Origin of the sequence: Janibacter melonis, from assembly GCF_003721155.3 — a bacterium.
Classification (GTDB): Bacteria; Actinomycetota; Actinomycetes; order Actinomycetales; family Dermatophilaceae; genus Marihabitans; species Marihabitans melonis.
Map to the genome: position 1 here is coordinate 662,492 of NZ_CP044548.2, position 17,938 is coordinate 680,429.

12 protein-coding genes are annotated in these 17,938 nt (G+C 74.5%); 7 read left to right on the forward strand and 5 right to left on the reverse strand.

Annotation, left to right across the window (positions count from 1 at the left end):
* Positions 1–6: 6 nt before the first annotated feature.
* Positions 7–759: a DUF554 domain-containing protein gene (locus EEW87_RS03165; protein ID WP_123091663.1), complete on the reverse strand. Its 753-nt coding sequence runs from the start codon at positions 757–759 to the stop codon at positions 7–9.
* A gap of 8 nt (positions 760–767) precedes the next feature.
* Positions 768–1,124: a hotdog fold thioesterase gene (locus tag EEW87_RS03170; RefSeq protein ID WP_123091664.1), complete on the reverse strand. Its 357-nt coding sequence runs from the start codon at positions 1,122–1,124 to the stop codon at positions 768–770.
* 208 nt (positions 1,125–1,332) lie between these two features.
* On the opposite strand from EEW87_RS03170, the gene polA reads away from it, so the two are divergent.
* Entirely contained in the window at positions 1,333–4,008 is a 2,676-nt protein-coding gene (gene polA / locus EEW87_RS03175) for a DNA polymerase I (protein ID WP_192826129.1), read from the forward strand.
* Between the two features lie 13 nt (positions 4,009–4,021).
* Here polA and EEW87_RS03180 read toward each other — a convergent pair whose 3' ends face one another.
* Positions 4,022–5,083, reverse strand: coding sequence for a nucleotidyltransferase family protein (locus tag EEW87_RS03180; RefSeq protein ID WP_123091665.1), 1,062 nt, complete (start codon positions 5,081–5,083; stop codon positions 4,022–4,024).
* The gene (locus EEW87_RS03185; protein WP_163562366.1) at positions 5,080–6,996 is read right to left on the reverse strand and encodes an acyltransferase family protein; all 1,917 of its coding nucleotides are present in this window, start codon (positions 6,994–6,996) and stop codon (positions 5,080–5,082) included. The genes EEW87_RS03180 and EEW87_RS03185 overlap by 4 nt, the downstream gene beginning before the upstream one ends.
* A gap of 150 nt (positions 6,997–7,146) precedes the next feature.
* On the opposite strand from EEW87_RS03185, the gene EEW87_RS03190 reads away from it, so the two are divergent.
* Positions 7,147–7,713, forward strand: coding sequence for a hypothetical protein (locus tag EEW87_RS03190; protein ID WP_123091667.1), 567 nt, complete (start codon positions 7,147–7,149; stop codon positions 7,711–7,713).
* Positions 7,713–8,549, forward strand: coding sequence for a class I SAM-dependent methyltransferase (locus tag EEW87_RS03195; RefSeq protein WP_123091668.1), 837 nt, complete (start codon positions 7,713–7,715; stop codon positions 8,547–8,549). The genes EEW87_RS03190 and EEW87_RS03195 overlap by 1 nt, the downstream gene beginning before the upstream one ends.
* Before the next feature lie 4 nt (positions 8,550–8,553).
* On the opposite strand, the gene EEW87_RS03200 is transcribed toward EEW87_RS03195, so the two are convergent.
* Positions 8,554–9,813 (reverse strand): lipopolysaccharide biosynthesis protein, encoded by a 1,260-nt coding sequence (locus EEW87_RS03200; protein WP_123091669.1) that lies wholly within the window; start codon positions 9,811–9,813, stop codon positions 8,554–8,556.
* 122 nt (positions 9,814–9,935) lie between these two features.
* On the opposite strand from EEW87_RS03200, the gene EEW87_RS03205 reads away from it, so the two are divergent.
* The 4 genes from EEW87_RS03205 to EEW87_RS03220 are packed head-to-tail and all read left to right on the forward strand — an operon-like array spanning position 9,936 to position 17,875.
* A complete protein-coding gene (locus tag EEW87_RS03205) occupies positions 9,936–14,231 on the forward strand; it encodes an alpha-(1->3)-arabinofuranosyltransferase domain-containing protein (RefSeq protein WP_123091670.1) in 4,296 nt (1,431 codons plus the stop codon).
* On the forward strand, positions 14,212–15,057 hold the full coding sequence (locus EEW87_RS03210) for a glycosyltransferase family 2 protein (protein ID WP_123091671.1): 846 nt from the start codon (positions 14,212–14,214) through the stop codon (positions 15,055–15,057). The genes EEW87_RS03205 and EEW87_RS03210 overlap by 20 nt, the downstream gene beginning before the upstream one ends.
* A complete protein-coding gene (locus EEW87_RS03215; RefSeq protein WP_229298874.1) occupies positions 15,054–16,151 on the forward strand; it encodes a glycosyltransferase in 1,098 nt (365 codons plus the stop codon). The genes EEW87_RS03210 and EEW87_RS03215 overlap by 4 nt, the downstream gene beginning before the upstream one ends.
* The gene (locus EEW87_RS03220) at positions 16,148–17,875 is read left to right on the forward strand and encodes an MmpA family trehalose lipid delivery protein (protein WP_123091672.1); all 1,728 of its coding nucleotides are present in this window, start codon (positions 16,148–16,150) and stop codon (positions 17,873–17,875) included. Before EEW87_RS03215 ends, EEW87_RS03220 begins: the two co-directional genes overlap by 4 nt.
* The last annotated feature ends 63 nt before the right edge of the window (positions 17,876–17,938 follow it).

Genomic DNA, 17,938 nt, shown 5'->3' on the forward strand with positions numbered 1-17,938 from the left:
GCAGCCTCAGCGCAGCACGACGACGAGCTGGGTGAGCAGGGGCGCGACGAGGAGCGCGGGCAGCATGTCGCCCACGGGGATCTCGCGGATGCGCAGCAGGCGCAGGGCGATGCCGACGAGGACGAGCCCGCCGGTCGCGGTGAGCGCGAGGATGTGCGGCTCGGGCAGCACCGAGCCGAGGAGCACCCCGGCGAGCGTGAGGGCGCCCTGCACGACGAGGACGCTCACCGCCGAGAAGAGCACCCCGACGCCGAAGGTCGAGGCGAAGGCGAGGGCGGCGAAGCCGTCGAGCACCGACTTGAGCGCGAGCTTGTCGATGCCACGGCCGAGCCCGTCGTCGAGGCTGCCGAGGATGGTGAGCGGCCCGACGCAGAAGAGCAGGCTCGCGGTGAGCCACCCCTCGACGAAGCGCTCCCTCGACTCGTGGCTCGTGCCCCCGCGCCCCACGGCCCGCTGCACGGTGCCGGCGAGGCGCTCGAGACGCTCCTCGATGCGCAGCAGCGAGCCGATGATGCTGCCGACGAGCAGCGAGCCGAGGACGACGAGCACGGGGGCGCCCGAGCCGAGGGCGCCGCGCAGCACCGGTGAGGTCACCTCGACCGTGGACAGGCCCGCCATGAGGAGGGTGACGAGCCCGAGGCTGTCGGTGACGACGTCCCGGGTGCGCTCGGGCAGGCGGCCGCCGACGAGCATGCCGAGCCCCCCGCCGACGAGCACGGTGAGCACGTTGAGCGCGGTGCCGAGACCGACGAAGGTCATCTCGGGGCTCAGGCGCCGGGAGGGGCGTCTCGCAGCATGCAGGTGATGCGGGCGGTGCACACGCGACGGTGCTCGTCGTCGGTGATGACGACCTCCCAGGCGGCGACGGAGCGACCGAGCGAGAGCGGGGTCGCAACACCGACGACGTGGCCGGAGCGGGCGGCGCGGTGGTGCGTCGCGTTGATGTCGAGCCCGACGGCGATGCGTCCCTCGCCGGCGTGCAGCGCCGAGCCGATCGACCCGAGGGTCTCGGCGAGGACGACGGAGGCGCCGCCGTGGAGCAGGCCGTAGGGCTGGGTGTTGCCGAGGACCGGCATGCGCCCGACGACGCGCTCCGCCGAGGCCTGGAGCAGCTCGATGTCCATCCGCTCGACGAGCGTGCCGCGGCCGGTGGCGGCGAGCTGCTCGCGCTCCTCGTCGGTGAGCGGGGGGAGGTCGGCGAGGGGGTTCTCGGGCACGGTCGGGCTCCTTGGGCGGCGGTGCGGCAACGGGTCGGACCGGCTCAGACTACGACCGGGGCCGTCGCGACCCGGACACCCTGGGGTGTCACCTCCACCGCCTAGGGTGGTGGCCGTGAGCCGACTTCTCCTCCTCGACGGGCACTCCCTGGCCTACCGCGCGTTCTTCGCCCTGCCGGTGGAGAACTTCTCCACGAGCACCGGGCAGCACACCAACGCGGTGTACGGCTTCACGGCGATGCTCATCAACGTCCTGCGCGACGAGCAGCCGACCCACGTCGCCGTCGCCTTCGACATCTCGCGCCAGACCTTCCGCAGCGAGCAGTACGCCGAGTACAAGGCGACGCGCTCGGCGACCCCGGGCGAGTTCCAGGGCCAGGTCGCGCTCGTGCGCGAGATCCTCGACGCCCTGCGGATCCGGCACGTGGGCATCGAGGGCTTCGAGGCCGACGACGTCATCGCCACGCTGACGACGATGGCACGAGCGCAGGACATGGACGTCGTCATCTGCACCGGCGACCGCGACGCCTTCCAGCTCGTGAGTCCGCAGGTCTCGCTGCTCTACCCCGTGCGAGGCGTCTCGGAGGTGTGGCGGATGGACCCTGCGGCCGTCGAGACGAAGTACCTCGTGCCGCCCGAGCGCTACAGCGACCTCGCCGCCCTCGTCGGCGAGACGAGCGACAACCTGCCCGGTGTCCCGGGCGTCGGCCCGAAGACCGCGGCGAAGTGGCTCGGACTGTACGGCGACCTCGAGGGCGTCGTCGCCCACGCCGACGAGATCAAGGGCAAGGCGGGGGAGTCCCTGCGGGCTCACCTGCCCGACGTCCTGCGCAACCGGCGGCTCAACCACCTCCTGCGCGACCTCGAGCTGCCGGTCGAGATCGCCGACCTCGAGCGGGCGTCCTGGGACCGCGAGGAGGTCCACCGGGTCTTCGACAGCCTCGAGTTCCGCGTGCTGCGCGACCGGCTCTTCGAGACCTTCGAGACAACCACCGACGAGGTGAGCGGCGGTCTCGAGGTCCAGGGGTCCGTCCTCGCCGGGGGCGAGCTGGCCCCGTGGCTGCAGGAGCACGCGAGCACCGACGCGCTCGTCGGTCTCGACGTCGTCGGGTCCTGGGGGCGGGGGAGCGGTGAGGTGAGCGCGCTCGGGCTGTCCACCGGCGAGGGCGAGGCGGCCTGGGTCGACGTCGTCGACCTCGACCCGCGCGACGACGCCGCCCTCGCGGCCTGGCTGGCCGACCCGGCCCGGCCGAAGGCGATGCACGACGCGAAGGGGCCGATCCACGCCTTGCGAGCCCGCGGGTGGGTCGTCGACGGGCTGAGCGTCGACACCGCCCTCGCGGCCTACCTCGTGCGGCCCGACCAGCGCTCCTACGACCTCGGCGACCTCGTCGTGCGCCATCTCGGCCGTGAGCTGCGCGTCGAGGACAGCGGCGACGCCGACCAGGGCCAGCTCGACTTCTCCGCGGACGACGACGAGGCCGCCCAGGCCTCGATGGTCCGGGCCCGGGCGGTCGTCGACCTCGCCGCGGTGCTCGTCGACCAGGTCGAGCAGACCGGTGGCACCGAGCTGCTGCACGGCGTCGAGCTCCCCCTCGTGCACGTGCTCGCGGCGATGGAGCAGGCCGGCATCGCCGCCGACCGCGAGGCGCTGACGACCCTCGAGGCCGACTTCGCCGACAAGGTCTCGCAGGCCCAGCAGGACGCGTGGGAGGCGATCGGCGACGAGCAGATCAACCTCGGCTCGCCCAAGCAGCTCCAGGTCGTCCTCTTCGACACCCTCGGTCTGCCCAAGACGCGCCGGACGAAGACCGGGTACACGACCGACGCCGAGGCGCTGGCCGACCTCTACGTCAAGACCGAGCACCCCTTCCTCGAGGCGCTGCTGCGTCATCGTGACGCCGCCCGGCTGCGGATCACCGTCGAGGGGCTCATCAAGTCCGTCGCCGACGACGGGCGGATCCACACGACCTACCAGCAGACGATCGCCGCGACCGGCCGGCTGTCCTCGACCGACCCCAACCTGCAGAACATCCCGATCCGCACCGAGGAGGGCCGGCGCATCCGCGAGGTCTTCGTCGTCGGGCCCGAGGCGGAGTGCCTGCTCTCGGCCGACTACAGCCAGATCGAGATGCGGATCATGGCCCACCTCTCCGGCGACGAGGGGCTCATCGAGGCCTTCCAGTCCGGCGAGGACCTCCACCGCTTCGTCGGGTCGCGGGTCTTCGGGGTCGAGCCCCAGGACGTCACCTCCGAGATGCGCAGCAAGGTCAAGGCGATGAGCTACGGCCTGGCCTACGGGTTGTCCGCCTTCGGCCTCTCTAGGCAGCTGACGATCAGCGCCGGCGAGGCCAAGGGCCTCATGGACGAGTACTTCGAGCGCTTCGGCGGGGTGCGTGACTACCTCCAGGAGGTCGTCGTCCAGGCCCGCGCCACCGGCTACACCGAGACGATGCTCGGCCGCCGTCGCTACCTGCCCGATCTCACGAGCTCGAACAGGCAGCGTCGCGAGATGGCGGAGCGGATGGCGCTCAACGCGCCGATCCAGGGGTCGGCGGCCGATGTCGTCAAGGTCGCGATGCTCGGCGTCGACACCGCGCTGCGCGAGCAGCAGCTGAGCTCACGGGTGCTCCTGCAGGTCCACGACGAGCTCGTCGTCGAGGTCGCCCACGGCGAGCGCGACCAGGTCGAGGCCCTGCTGCGCGAGCAGATGGGCAGCGCGGTGCCGATGGACGTCCCGCTCGAGGTGAGCATCGGCTCCGGGCGCTCCTGGCACGACGCCGCGCACTAGCCGCTCGCAGCCCTCAGCGCGTGCCCGTCGGCCCGTCGACGAGGGCGTCGGCGAGGTTGGCCCGCTCGTCGGTCCGCGCCCCGGCGCCGAGCGCGCACCGGGTGAGCCGGGCACCGGCTGCGACGACCGCGCCCGGGCCGAGCGCGCTGCGCTCGACCTCGGCACCGTCCTCGATCACCGCGTCGGCCATGACGACGCTGCCCGTCACGACCGCCTCGGGGCCGATCCTCGCCCCGGCGTGCACGGTGCTCCCCGCCCCGACCTGCGCGCGAGGGTCGACGTGCGCCTCGGGGTGCACCCATGCGGTCGCACCGGTCGGTCGCTCGGTGCGGGGGCTGCCGCGCAGCACGGCGTCGGCCGACGCGGCGACGAGGGCAGCGGGGGACCCGACGTCGACGAAGTACGCGTCCTCGACGTGCGCGCGCACCGTGCGCCGCGCCACGAGCCCGGGCAGCACGTCGCGCTCCAGCGAGAGCGGCGCGTCACCGCTCGCGCCGAGGTCTCGCCCCAGCCGCCGCCGCACGACGTAGGTGCCGGCGTTGACGAGCCGTGACGGGGGAGCGTCGGACTTCTCGACGAAGGCGGTGACCACCCCTTCGCCCTCGACGACGACGCTGCCGAACGCCCGGGCGTCGGCCACCTCGCGGACGTGGAGCACCACCTCGACCTCCCGCGGGGAGCACGCGAGCACGGCGAGCTGGGCGGCGAGGTCGTGACCGGTGAGCAGGTCGCCGTTGAGCACGACGACCGGGTCATCGGGCTCGCCGGGGAGGAGCGCACCGAGCGCCGCCCCGAGCGCACCGCCGGTGCCGAGCGGCTCCTCCTCGACCGAGCAGCGCAGCCGCAGCCCGAGGTCCTCGGCGACCGGGTCGAGGACGGCGAAGTCCGCAGCACGGTAGGAGGTCGCGACGACGACCTCGCGCACGCCGATCTCGGCGAGCATGCGCAGCTGGTGCACGACGACCGGCTCGCCACCGACCGGCAGGAGGGGCTTCGGGGTGCTCGCGGTAAGCGGACGCATCCGGGTGCCGAGCCCGCCGGCGAGAACGACACCGGCCGCGGGGGAGGCGCTCACGACCCGGCGAGGGTCGTCAGCGGGCGGTCCTCGCCGACGGCCTGCAGCTGCGGCGCCAGCCAGGTCCAGAAGGTCTCGCCGGAGTCCTGCGTGAAGTGGATGCCGTCGCCGTAGAGCTCGTCGTCGCCGAGCATCGGGCGGTACCCGCCGTCGCACAGCAGGGCGTACTGGTCGACGACGGGCAGGTCGCGGGTGCTCGCCCAGTCGCGGACGACGTCGTTGAGCCGCTGCACGTAGCGGTCGTCGTTGGTGCGCGTGACCTCCTCGTTGCCGCCGAGGTCGGGCATGCGGTGGCACGCGACGTCGACGAGGACGACGCGGGCGCCGCCGACGGAGAGGTCGTCGACCATCGCTGCGAGCTGCTCGCGCAGGTATCGCTCGTACTCCGGGCTGCCGAAGGTCAGCGTCCGCCCGTCGACGGACCGGTCTGTGAGGAAGGTGTGCGGCACGAAGAGCGCGACGACGTCCGCCTTGGCCTCGAGCACCGCCGCCGACCAGTCGTCGCGCCACTGGCGGCACTCGGCGGGGGTGCGCACGAGGGCGCCGCCGTTGACCTTGTCGGCCGGCAGGGCGTCGCACCCGACGTGCGTGTGCCCGGTGACGGCGAGGTCGGGGTAGGCGGAGGAGTCGTAGGCCTCGAGCAGGCTCGCCGGCACCGAGTTGCCGACGAGGAGCACGTCGAGGCGCTCCGGCCCGGGTCGGTAGGGGCCGGCCTGGATCGTCACGACGTCGGCGGGGTCGGTGCTCGCCGGGCGCAGGGCCGAGCCGAGGGCAGGCAGGGTCGCGGCTCCGACGACGAGCGCGGGGACCGAGGCGACGGCGACGGCGCGCCCCAGCGCGGGCACCCGCGGGACGAGGGCCCGGACGCCGTGGTGGCGCACCGGCTGCTCGACCCACCGGTAGGAGGCGGCGGCGAGCGCGAGGCTGAGGACGACCTGGAGGGCGAAGGTCGCGAGCTCGGGCAGCCCGGTGCGCGCGGGGGTGAGGAAGATCATCACCGGCCAGTGCCACAGGTAGAGCCCGTAGGAGACGAGGCCGACCCGGCGCAGCGGCTCGAGGGCGAGCAGGCGCTGGGTCGGCGACGGGGTGCTGCTCGCCGCGGCGAGGACGACGACGGCCACGGCGAGGCACATCGGCAGCAGGAGCCCGCCGAGCAGCGCGTCCTGGGCGGCGGTGGCCCACCAGAAGCAGGACAGGACGAGGAGCAGGGCCGGCAGCGCCGCCACGCGGGCCGCCTGGTCGACGCGGCGGGCGACGGCGGCCGGCAGGGCCCCGGGTCCTCGGGCCACGAGCGCGGCGACCATCGCGCCGGCCAGCAGCTCGTGGGCCCGGGTGTCGGTGCCGTAGTAGACGCGGCTCACGTCGGCGCCCGGGGTGTGCAGACCGGCCATCAGAGCGGCTGAGACGAGGGCGAGACCGCCGAGGACGAGGGCGATCCGCACCCGGCGCCGGGTCCAGACGAGCAGGAGCGAGAGCACGAGGGGGAAGAGGAGGTAGAACTGCTCCTCCACAGCGAGGGACCACGTGTGGCGAAGGGGCGAGGGCACCGCGATCTGGGCGAAGTAGGCCTCGTCGCCGAGCAGGAAGCGCCAGTTGGCGACGTAGCCGAGCGTCGCGAGGACGTCGGTGCCGACGGAGGCCCGCTGGCCGACGGGGGAGAGGAGGGCGGTGAGCGCGACGACGGCGAGCAGGACGAGGAAGAGGGCCGGCAGCAGGCGGCGCATGCGCGCCAGCCAGAAGCCGGCGAGGTGGATCGAGCCCCACCGGCGGTGCTCGGCGAGCAGCAGCGAGGTGATGAGGAAGCCGGAGATGACGAAGAAGACGTCGACGCCGAACCACCCGCCCGGGAGCGCGCGCTCCACCCCGTGGTAGACGACGACCGCGAGGACGGCGAGCGCCCGCAGGCCGTCCACGGCGGGACGGTAGGTCAGGGACCGGTGCGGATGAGGGGTGCGCGCTGGAGAGGCCGAGGTCATGCTCCCTGCTTCGGGTCAGTGGCGGCCAGTATGACCCACCTCGCGTCCGGCGCGAAGCGGTCGTGACCGATGGGTAGTCTTCGCGGCATGTCTGACTCCACCGGCGAATCGCGCACCCTGACCTCGCTGTCGAACGGCGCGCGATGGTCGATCGTCCTGGGCCTGCCCTTCCTCATGCTGGCGGCCTACTTCTACCTCACCCCGATCTCCCTGGCCCAGGGCGGGCGCGAGGGCGGGTACTTCTTCTGCGGCTCGGCGGCGAGCCCGAACGTCGAGGCGGCCAAGACGTGCGACGGCCCGGAGACCTCCAACCGCTACAAGGCGGCCGCGGCTCTCGGCGCCGGGCTGGGCGTGCCGGTGCTCGGCCTCGTCCTCTTCGGCACGACCCGCCGCACGCAGTCGGCGCGCGACATCGACCTCCGGCACGACGACGACCTCGACGAGGACCGTGACGGCCTGCGCCGCGACGAGCGTGAGGCCCGCCACGAGCGGCGGGGCCGGCGCTCCCCGTTCGACGACGAGCGTCGGCGCGACGAGCCGGCGCGCGGGCGCACCGCGCGGCGACGCGACGAGGACGACGACGTCGACTCGCTCGACCTCGACGACGAGCCCCGTCGGGCGCGTCGTCGCTCCGACGACGACTGGGACCGCTGATGGACCTCGCCCGCTTCCTCGACGGGGTCGAGGAGGCCTTCGCCGGCGACCCGCAGGACAGCGAGCCGATCGACCCCCGCTACGGGCAGCTCGTGCAGGACGTCGCGGGGTACACCTCGGCGGCCGAGCTGGCCGTGCTCAACGTCGCCGCCCGGCTGCTGCCGCCCGACGAGTGCTACCTCGAGGTCGGCTCCTACAAGGGGCGCTCGATGTGCGGGGCGGTGCAGGGCGTCGACGACCGCGTCTTCTACGTCCTCGAGAACTACCTCGAGTTCGGCATGCAGGGGGAGCAGGCCCGCCAGGAGCTGCACGACAACCTCGCGCGCCATGCCGCGCACGCCGACGTCCGGCTGCTCGAGGGCAACTGCTTCGAGCTGCTGCGCCGCCCGGGGCTGCTCGACCGCCCGGTCGGGGTCTACTTCTACGACGGCGAGCACACGGCGACCTCGCACTACCTCGCCCTGGGCATGATCGAGCCGTGGCTGGCCGACGAGGCGCTCGTGCTCGTCGACGACGCGACCTACCCGATGGTGAGCGACGCCCACGACGCGTACATCGCGCGGCACCCGCAGTGGCGGGTCGAGCGCCGCTGGGATGCGCGGTCCAACGACGACCCGCTGTGGGCCAACGGCCTGCACGCCCTGAGCTTCCGCCGCGACGCGGCGAGTGCCCGGGGCAGCGCGGAGACCTTCGACGTGCGCTGGCGTCGTCTCGCGTACGCCGGTGCCCTCGGCCCGGGGCAGAAGGCCGCGTGGAAGGCGATCCACACCTACCCCGGTCTCGTGCCCCTCGCCAAGAAGCTCTACCCGAGCAAGAAGGCCAGCACGATCGACTGAGCGGCTACTCGCTCGTCGCGTGGAGGGCCTCGGCCGTCTCGGGGCTGTCCGGGCCCGGGGTCTGCTCGTCGCGGGGCACGAGGAGCGCCCCGACGACGGCGACGACGCCCGCACCCAGTCCGGCGACGAGGAGGACCTGCCCCGGGCTGTCGTGCCAGACGAACCAGATCGCGGCGACCTCGACGACGACGACGGCGAGCGTGAGCCAGCCCAGGGCGCTGCGCCCGGCGCCGATCTCGGCGAAGAGCCACAGCTGGACGAGCGCCCACATCGTGCCGACGACGGCGAACCACACGAGCAGCGGCTCGGCGTCGGCGTACTGCGCACCGCCCGTCACCCGCACGAGCAGGCCCGGCACGACGGCGCACACGAGGGCGACGAGCAGACCGAGGACGACGACGACCGCACCCGCGCCCCGGACGGTGCGCTGCCGGCCGGCGCCGCTGCCGGCGGCGACGGGCACGACGCTCAGCGCGACGAACTGGGTGCCCCAGAAGACGACCCTGCCGAAGAGGGCAGCGAGGGCGTAGGCCCCCGACTCCTCGCGGGTCAGCAGGTGGCGGGCGAGGAGCAGGTCGAGGCTCGTGAGGGCCATGAGCGCGGCGAGCGCGGCGTTGGAGCGTACGAGCTCGGCGAGCACCTCGCGAGCACCCGCCCCGGACGGGGTGGCCAGACCGCGCAGGAGGAGCGTCCCCGCCGCCCAGGTGAGGACCGCCGCGGTGCAGGTGGCGGCGAAGACCTCGTGGACGGCGAGATCCGCGAGCACCGCGACGGCGCCCGCGACGACCCGGGTGCCGGCGGTGACGAGGTAGAGCACGGACAGCCGGCCGAGGCGGCCCTGCCCGAGCAGGACGCCCTGCTGAGCCCCGGTGATCGTCATCGGGACGAGCGTGAGCCCCAGCCACACCGCGGAGGCCGCGCTCTCGAGGTGGAAGGCGTCGCGCAGGGCGGGCGCGAGGAGCACGACGGCGGTCGCGAGGACGAGACCGACGACGGCGGACAGCGCGGCACCGGAGGTCGCCCGCCCGTCGCGGCGGGCGGCCTCGCCCTGACGCCGGGCGACGACGAGCTGCATCGCCCCGGCGGGCATCGCGCAGAGGATCCCCACGGTGTTGAGCGCCGAGAAGCCGCCGAAGTCGGCCGGCCCGAGCGTCGAGGAGAGCAGCGCGACGAAGAGATAGCTCATGACGTTCGCCGCACCCATGGCGACGCCGAGCAGGGCGCTCGCCGCACGGGTCGACCGGGCGGGCAGGATCCGTGTCACGACCCCTCCTCCCGGGCTGCGTGGGCTGCTGACGGGCGAGGCTACTCGCCAGTACCCCTCCCGGGGACGTCGGTTATGCTCGCACGGTTCGTCCGAGCCCCGACAGCCCGTGGAGTCCATCAGTGCGCCGAGCTGTGACCGGCTACCGCCTGACCGTGGCGCTCCTCCTGGCCCTCCTCTCGACGGTCGTGCTCGCGAACAGCTGGGGGGTCTTCCAGACCGACATCAAGCCCGAGGTGTACCTCGCGCCCGGCGAGATGCTGCGTCACTACCTCTCGTCGTGGACGAGCTCGCCCTACCTCGGCTCCCCGAACTTCAACGTCGGGCTCGTCCCGGTGCTCCTCGTGACGACGGCTCTCGGGGCGCTCGGCCTCGACCCCGAGCTCTCCTTCAAGCTCTTCCACCTCGGGCTCTGGGTGCTCGCCGCCTGGGGCGCGTCACGTCTGCTGCGCACCCTCGTGCCGAGCGCCTCGCGCTGGGCCGGTCTCGTCACCGGCGTCGCGTACGTCGCCAACCCCTACACCGTGACGGCCGGGTCGACCCTGGCGATCGCGTTGCCGCTGGCCCTCCTGCCCGTCCTGCTCGTCGCCTACGTGCGCGCCCTGCGCGCCCCCCGCTCGTGGGGCTGGCCGGCGGCCTTCGCCCTCGTCTTCGCCGCGATGAGCGGGATGAACGTCGCGATCGTGCCGGTGCTCCAGCTCCTCCTGCTGCTGCCGCTGGCGATCACCGTCCGGCACGAGCAGGGGCTGCGCTGGCGCCAGGTGCTCGCCGTCACCGCTCGCTGCGGGCTGCTCGTCGTGCTGCTCTCGCTCTACTGGCTGGTGCCGGCCGCCGCCGCCCTGACCACCGGTGGGCAGATCGTCGAGAGCTCGGAGACCCTCGAGGGCATCGCGAAGGTGTCCTCGCTCACCGAGGTCCTGCGCGGGCTGGGCCTGTGGGCGATCTACGGCCGGGACGCGAGCGGTCCGTGGGTGCCCCAGTACGCCGCCTACGTCGCCCAGCCGGTCTTCGTCCTGCTCACCGCCCTGTGGCCGGCGGCCGCCCTGGCCTCGCTGCGGTGGGTGCCGCGGCGCATGGAGCGGCTCATCGCCGTGACGACCGGTCTCGTCGCGGTCGTCATGGTCGGTCTCTTCCCCGCGTCGGGCAGCTCCCCCTTCGCCTGGCTGCTCGCCCGCTCCTTCGACCTCGTGCCGGCGCTCCTCGCCTTCCGCACGACGAACAAGATCGGCGCGGGCCTGGCCCTCTTCTTCGCCCTCGCGCTCGGGCTGGCCGCCGTCCAGGTCGTGCCCCGCGTGCTGCGCACGCCCGGTCTCGCACCGGTCGCCGTCTCGGGCACGCTCGTCGCGCTCTTCGCGTGGACCGCACCGGCCTTCACCGGCAACCTCTACATCTCGCCCCTCGACGTCCCGGGCTACTGGCACGACGCCGCCCGGCAGGTCGACGCCGGCGACGACCGCGGGCGGGTGCTCGTGCTGCCGGGGCAGACCCGCAGCGCCTACCGGTGGAGCCTGGAGCGCCCCGACGACCTGCCGAACTCCCTCTTCACCCGTGACGCCGTCATCCCCGAGACGACGCCGAACACCTCCGCGCCCGGCGCGAACTTCCTCGCCGCCCTCGACGACACCCTCCAGTCCGGGACCGAGCCGCGCCACGAGACCTCGGTCTACGCGCGCTACCTCGGGGCCGACCAGGTCCTCCTGCGCCACGACGTGCGCTGGGAGCCGTGGGGCGGGGCCCGGCCGGGGCAGACGGCGGACGCGCTGTCCGGGGACCCCGGGCTGAGCGGCGTGGCGAACTTCGGCCGCCCCGGCGAGAACACCCTCGCGCCCGGGTCGACCCCGGCCAGCCAGGCCGAGGCGCTGCTGCCCCCGCTGCAGCTGTACGGCGTCCAGGACGCCCGTCCGGTCGTGCGCGCGACGGCCCTCGACGGGCAGTACCTCGTCGCCGGTGACGGGTGGGCCGTCGCGTCGATGGCCGCCGCCGGTCTGCTCGACGAGAACCCGGGCTTCCGCTACGCGCAGGACGTGAGCGTCGACGAGCTGCGCTCGACCCTGCAGCAGGAGCGCTCGCGCCTCGTGCTCACCGACACCAACCAGCGGCGTGACGCGATCCCCAACCGGCTCACCGCCGGGCAGGGTGCCCCGCTCCCCGCCGACGTGCCCCTGGGCATCAGCCGCACCCTCGGCGACGACCCGGCCGACCAGAGCGTCCTCGTGACGAGCGGGGTGCAGGTGAGCGCGACCTCGCAGGGCGGGGCCTTCTTCGACCTGCCGTACGGCGTCCCGCAGAACGCCGTGGACGGCGACCCGAGCACCTCCTGGCTCTTCGGCGACTTCCGCCGGGCAGAGGGGACCTCTCTCACCGCGAGCCTGCCGCAGGCCCGCGAGATCGGCCGGGTCCGGATCACCCCGACGGCCCTCGGCGACGTGCGGATCAGCGAGCTCGAGGTCTCCGCGGGCGGCACGACCCGTCGGGTGCCGGTCGAGGGCACCCGCCCGGTGAGCGTCGACCTCGGGGGAGCGGAGGCCGACGAGGTGCGCGTCGAGGTCACGGGGATCACCGGCGACGGCTTCAGCCTCGTCGGGATCTCCGAGATCGACCTCGGCGACGACCTCGTCGCCGAGCGCACCGTCCGCACGCCGCAGACCTTCGACCGGCTGTACGGCGAGCTGAGCAGCGCGGAGCGAGCGGAGTTCGCGCAGATGCCGCTCGACGTGCTGCTGCGCCGGGTGACGGGCTCCGCGTCGGCCAGCGACGACACCGAGCGCTTCCTCGTCCGGGACCTCTCCGTGCCCGACGACCGCGAGTACCGCGCGAGCGCGCACGTGCGGGTCGACGGGGACGTGGAGCCGGTCTACGACGAGCTCCTCGACGACACCCGCGGGTGGACGATGACGTCGAGCGCCTACGACTTCTACAACCCCCTCGTGCGGGCGTCCCGGGCCGCCGACGGCGACGCCGGCACCGCCTGGGTCCCCTCGCAGGACATGCAGGACGCGTGGTGGCAGGTCTCCGGGCCCTCCCGCGCAGTCGACCGCGTGGTCATCAGGCAGGAGGCCGACGCCGAGGGCGAGGGCGAGACGCAGTACGCGTCGCAGGTCGAGGTGAGCGTCGACGGCGAGAGCGTCGGGCGCTACGACGTCGGGCGCGGACGGACCCGTCTCGACCTGCCCGAGGGCACGCGGGGCCGGACCGTGCGGGTGACGATCACCCGGGTCGACGGCCGCCTCGCGGGTCGCCCCGCCCGTTTCACGACGATCGACACGGGCCGCGACGTCCGGGTCGAGCCCGGTGACGGCTCCGCCTCGTGCGTGAGCGTCGCGACCCTCGACGGCGAGCCGGTGCGGATGCGCCCGAGCGACCCGGCAGCCCCGCTCGCCGGCCCCGGCTCGGACGGCACGACGTGGCGCGCGTGCGAGCGGGTCGAGCTCTCCGCCGGCGAGCACCAGCTGCGTCCCGTCGAGGGCTGGCAGCTCGACGACCTCACCCTGCGCGACGTCCAGGGCCGCACGGTGGCCCGACCCACGCCCCCTCCGGTGACCCAGGTCCACGACGACCTCGACCTCGGCACGACCGTCGAGGTCGGCCCCGCCTTCGGCCCCTACGTCCTGAGCACCGGGCAGGGCTTCGACCCGCGGTGGCGGGCGAGCATCGACGGCGAGGACCTCGGCGACCCCGTCGTCGTCGACGGCTACGCGGTCGGCTGGGTCGTCGAGGACAACGCCGCCCACACGGTGCACATCGACTTCGCGCCGCAGCGCTGGGCCAACGTCGCGCTCGGCGTGAGCCTGCTCACCCTGCTCGTCTGCCTCGTCCTCCTCTACCGCGCCGTCGTGCCGCGCGCCGTGCGACCGGGCCGCGAGAGGTCCCCCTTCGCCCGGTGGCGCCGACGCGACGACGAGGCCCCCGCGCTCGCGGGGGTGACGCGCGAGCACCACGACGTCTTCGAGGACCCGGACGCGGGGGAGCGGGTCGACGCGACGCCCGACGACGCAGCCGCGGACGACGCGCCCTCGGCCCGCGCCGTCGGGGACGCGCCGCCCGGTGCGACGGCCTCGCACCGGCGCCTGCCGGCCGCGCTGCGGACCCGGGTCGCGGCGGAGGTCGCGGTCGTCCTCGTCGGTGGCTTCTTCCTCGGCGTCGGCGGTCTGCTCGGCGGGCTCGCCGCCGTCGCCCTCGCCCGGCACCCCCGGGCCCGGTCGGGCATGCTGATCCTCGGCGGCGTCGCCCTCGTGCTCGCCGGGGTCGTGCTCTACGTCGTCCTCGGCCGCGACGTGTGGCCGACCGTGAGCGCCGACGTCGTCGCCCGCTCGCTCGTGCCCCACCACGTCGTGGCCGCCGGCCTCGTGTGGGCCGTCACCGGCGCCCTGTGGCGCTCCGTCGAGAAGGAGGACAGCGATGAGCCCGTCGAGCTCTGAGCGACCGCTCGTCACCGTGGTCGTGCCGACCCGGGACAACGAGCGCACGATCCGCGCCTGCCTGAGCTCCGTCGTCGCGCAGACCTACGAGCACGTCGAGCTCGTCGTCGTCGACAACCACAGCAGCGACGCGACCCCGCGCATCGCGCGGGAGCTCGCCGGCACCGTCGTCGTCGCCGGGCCCGAGCGCAGCGCGCAGCGCAACACCGGGATCGCGGCGGCCCGCGGCGAGTGGGTGCTGTGGCTCGACAGCGACATGGTCCTGCCGGCGCGCACGATCGACGTCGCCGTCGACACCGCCCTGGCGACCGGTGCGTCGGCCGTCGCGCTGCCCGAGCGCACCGTCGGCGAGGGCTTCTGGACGGCCTGCCGCGCGCTGGAGCGCGAGTGCTACCTCGACGACCCGTGGCTGCACAACCCGCGTCTCGTGCGTCGCGAGCTGCTCCTCGGCGACGCGGGCTTCGACCTGTCGATGTCCGGCCCGGAGGACGCCGACCTGCGGATGCGGCTGCGCGACGCAGGTCGCCACATCGAGCTCGCCCCGGTGATCGTCGACCACGACGAGGGGCGGCTGACGATCGCCGACGTCCTGCGCAAGCGCTACTACTACGGCCGCAGCATCCCCGCCTTCGCCGCGCAGCACGAGGGCGCGGTCTCGGCGCAGGGCCGCGCCGTCCTGCGCTCGTACGCCCGCAACCACCGGCGGCTGCTGCGCGACCCCGGGCACGCCGCCGGGATGGTCGCGATGCGATCGCTCGAGGTCGTCGGGTACGCCCTCGGCGCCCGCCGCGGGCGGGCCGACCGGGCGCGGGGGACGAAGGGGTGACCCGTCGCCTCCTGTGGGTCTCTCTGCCCGACCAGCGGGCCCGGCGCGAGCTGTACTGGATGTCGCGCATGCCCGGCACGCACGTCACCGCGCTCGCCCAGCAGGAGCCGGTCGGCGACATCACCTGGGTGCCGAGCACCTACGTGCGCCCGGTGCGCCGCTTCGTCGAGGCCGGCGCGCTCGCCTGGGTCCGCGGGCTCGACGAGCAGCGCGCCGAGGACCACGACTGGGTGACCTCGCTCGAGCTGTGCTCGCTCGTCACCGGCCAGGCCTCGGCGTGGCGTCGGCGGGCCCGGGCTCGCGGGGCCCACCCCCTCCAGGCCGTCATCACGTGGGAGAACCTGCCCGACCAGCCGTTGTACCGGGTGCCGCCCTACCGGCAGGCCCTCGAGAGCTGTCGTGACGCCGACCTGCTCCTGTGCATGGTCGACGCGGCGCGAGACCACCTCCTCGCGCGCGGCTTCGACGACGAGCTCATCCGTGTCGTCAAGCCCGGCGTCGACACTGAGCTCTTCGTGCCCGCCGAGCAGCCCGTGAGCGAGCCCGTCGTCGTCTTCGCCTCGCCGCTCGCGGCGAACAAGGGCATCGACCGGGTGCTCGAGGCGATGCGGGTCGTGCGGGCGCGGGTGCCCGACGCCCGGCTCCTCGTCGCCGGCCGCGGCCCGCTCGAGCACCTCGTCCACGAGGCGGCCGCGCGACCCGGCTCGGGGGTCGAGCACGTGGGCACCCTGGACGCGCCCGGCGTCGCGGCTCTGCTGCGCTCGGCCGCGGTCTTCGTCACCGCACCGCGCCCGACGTGGAAGTGGACCGAGCAGCTCGGGCTGGCCTACCTCGAGGCCCAGGCGAGCGGGCTGCCCGTCGTCACGACGGCGTGCGGCACGAACGACGAGGCGGTCCACGCCCCGAACTCTCTCGTCGAGGACTCCGTCGAGGCGATCGCCGACGCGCTCGTCGGATGGCTCGAGGACCCCGCCCGGCGAGCCGAGGTCGGGGCGCTCAACCGCTCTCGGATGCTCGCCGAGCACGACCTGCCGACCCAGTGCGCGGCGATGGGCGAGGCGTTCGCCGAGGTCGAGGCGCTGCACCGCTCGTGAGCACGCTGCGCGGCGCCCGTCTCGGGGCCCTCGTCGGCCTCGTCCTCGGGGTGCTCGCGCTCGGGCCGGCCCTGGCCCCCGGGTACACGCTGCACTACGACATGGTCTTCACCCCGCAGCTGCCGCTGTCGGCGCGCACGCTGGGGGTGGACGGCTCGGTCCCGCGCGCGGTCCCGAGCGATCTCGTCGTCGCGCTCGTCTCGACGCTCGTGCCCGGCTGGGTGGTGCAGAAGGTCGTGCTGCTCGGGTCCTTCGTCGTCGCCGGCGCCGGTGCGGGGCGTCTCGCGACGACCCGGCCGGGCAGCGTCGCCGCCGCCGCTCTCATGACGTGGAACCCGTGGGTGGCCGAGCGGCTGGCCATCGGGCACTGGGTCTACGTCGCCGGCCTCGCTCTGCTCCCGTGGGTGCTGGGCGGAGCCGTGGCCCACGTGCGGGCCCGCGCTGACGGTCCGGCGCGCGAGCGCTGGGCGCTGCCCGTCCTCCTCGTGCTCGCCGGGCTCGGCGGGTCGACCACCAACCTGCTCGCCGCGATCGTCGCGGCGGTCGCCGTCGTCGCGGCCGGCACCGGACGACGAGACCGGGCGCGCGGTCTCGCCGTCGTCGCCGTGGTGAGCCTCGTGGTCTCCGCCGCGTGGTGGTGGCCCTTCCTCACCGCGGCCCCGTGGAGCGCCGACCCCTCCGGGGTCGAGGCCTTCGCGACAACCGCCGACACCCCCTTCGGCCTCCTCGGCTCGGCCCTGCTCGGCGGCGGCATCTGGCACGAGCCGTCGTGGCCGGTCGAGCGCACCGGGGTGCTCGTCTCCGGGGTCGCCCTCCTGCTCACCCTCGCCGTGCTCGTCGCCGCCCTCGCGCGGCGGTCGTGGTGGGCCGACCCCCGCCGTCGCTCGGCGGCCCTCGTCGGGCTGCTCGCGCTGGTCCTCGCCGTGGTCCCGGCCACCGGGCCCGGTGCCGCCCTGACGACGGCGCTCGTCGAGCACGTGCCCGGCGCCGGCCTGCTCCGCGACTCGCAGAAGCTCCTCGCCCCCGCCGTCCTGCTCCTGGCCGTCGCCGCGGGCGCCGTCGTCGACGGCCTCGTGCGAGCACGGGCCGGCGTCGTCCTCGTCGTCGCCGCGGTCGTGTGGCCGGTCGCGACGCTGCCGGGTCTCGCCCTCGGGAGCGCGGGCGCCTGGGGGAGCGTCGACTACCCGGCCGCGTACGTCTCGGCCGCGGCCGCCGTCGACGACGCACCCGGGCAGGGCGCCGTCCTCGTCCTGCCGTGGAGCACCTACCGGGCCTACCCCTGGGACGCAGGTCGGGTCGTGCTCGACCCGTGGGATCGGCTCGTGCGGCGGGACGTCGTGCGCAGCGACGACCTGCCCGTGTCCGGGAGACGGGTGGTCGGGGAGGACCCGCGGGCGGCCGAGGTCGGCGAGCTGCTCCGCGGCGACGCCCCCGCGGCCGAGCAGCGCGAGCGGCTGCGTGCGCTCGGCGTGCGCTACGTCCTGCTCGACGCGAGCCAGCCCGGCGACCCCACGACGAGCACCGACCTCGGCGGAGCCGTCGTCGTGCGCGAGGGCGGGCTCACGCTCACCGATCTCGGGCCGACCTCGGTCGCGCCGCGACGTGATGCACCGGTCGGCCTCGTCCTGGCCGGTCTCGGGTCGCTCGTCGTCCTCGTCGGCGCGGCGCGGGCGCACCGGCGGGCGCCCGCACGGCGTCGCGCGGACGACGCGACGCGCGGGTAACATCGTGACGAGCATCGCCCTCGCGGGCGCGACGCCACGGCTACACTGACGCCGGAACCCACG

Bases quoted from the DNA above. Each gene is read 5' to 3' on its own strand.
- EEW87_RS03165 (WP_123091663.1), bottom strand. From the start codon at position 759: ATGACCTTCGTCGGTCTCGGCACCGCGCTCAACGTGCTCACCGTGCTC.
- EEW87_RS03170 (WP_123091664.1), bottom strand. From the start codon at position 1,124: ATGGACATCGAGCTGCTCCAGGCCTCGGCGGAGCGCGTCGTCGGGCGC.
- EEW87_RS03190 (WP_123091667.1), top strand. From the start codon at position 7,147: ATGTCTGACTCCACCGGCGAATCGCGCACCCTGACCTCGCTGTCGAAC.
- EEW87_RS03195 (WP_123091668.1), top strand. From the start codon at position 7,713: ATGGACCTCGCCCGCTTCCTCGACGGGGTCGAGGAGGCCTTCGCCGGC.
- EEW87_RS03210 (WP_123091671.1), top strand. From the start codon at position 14,212: ATGAGCCCGTCGAGCTCTGAGCGACCGCTCGTCACCGTGGTCGTGCCG.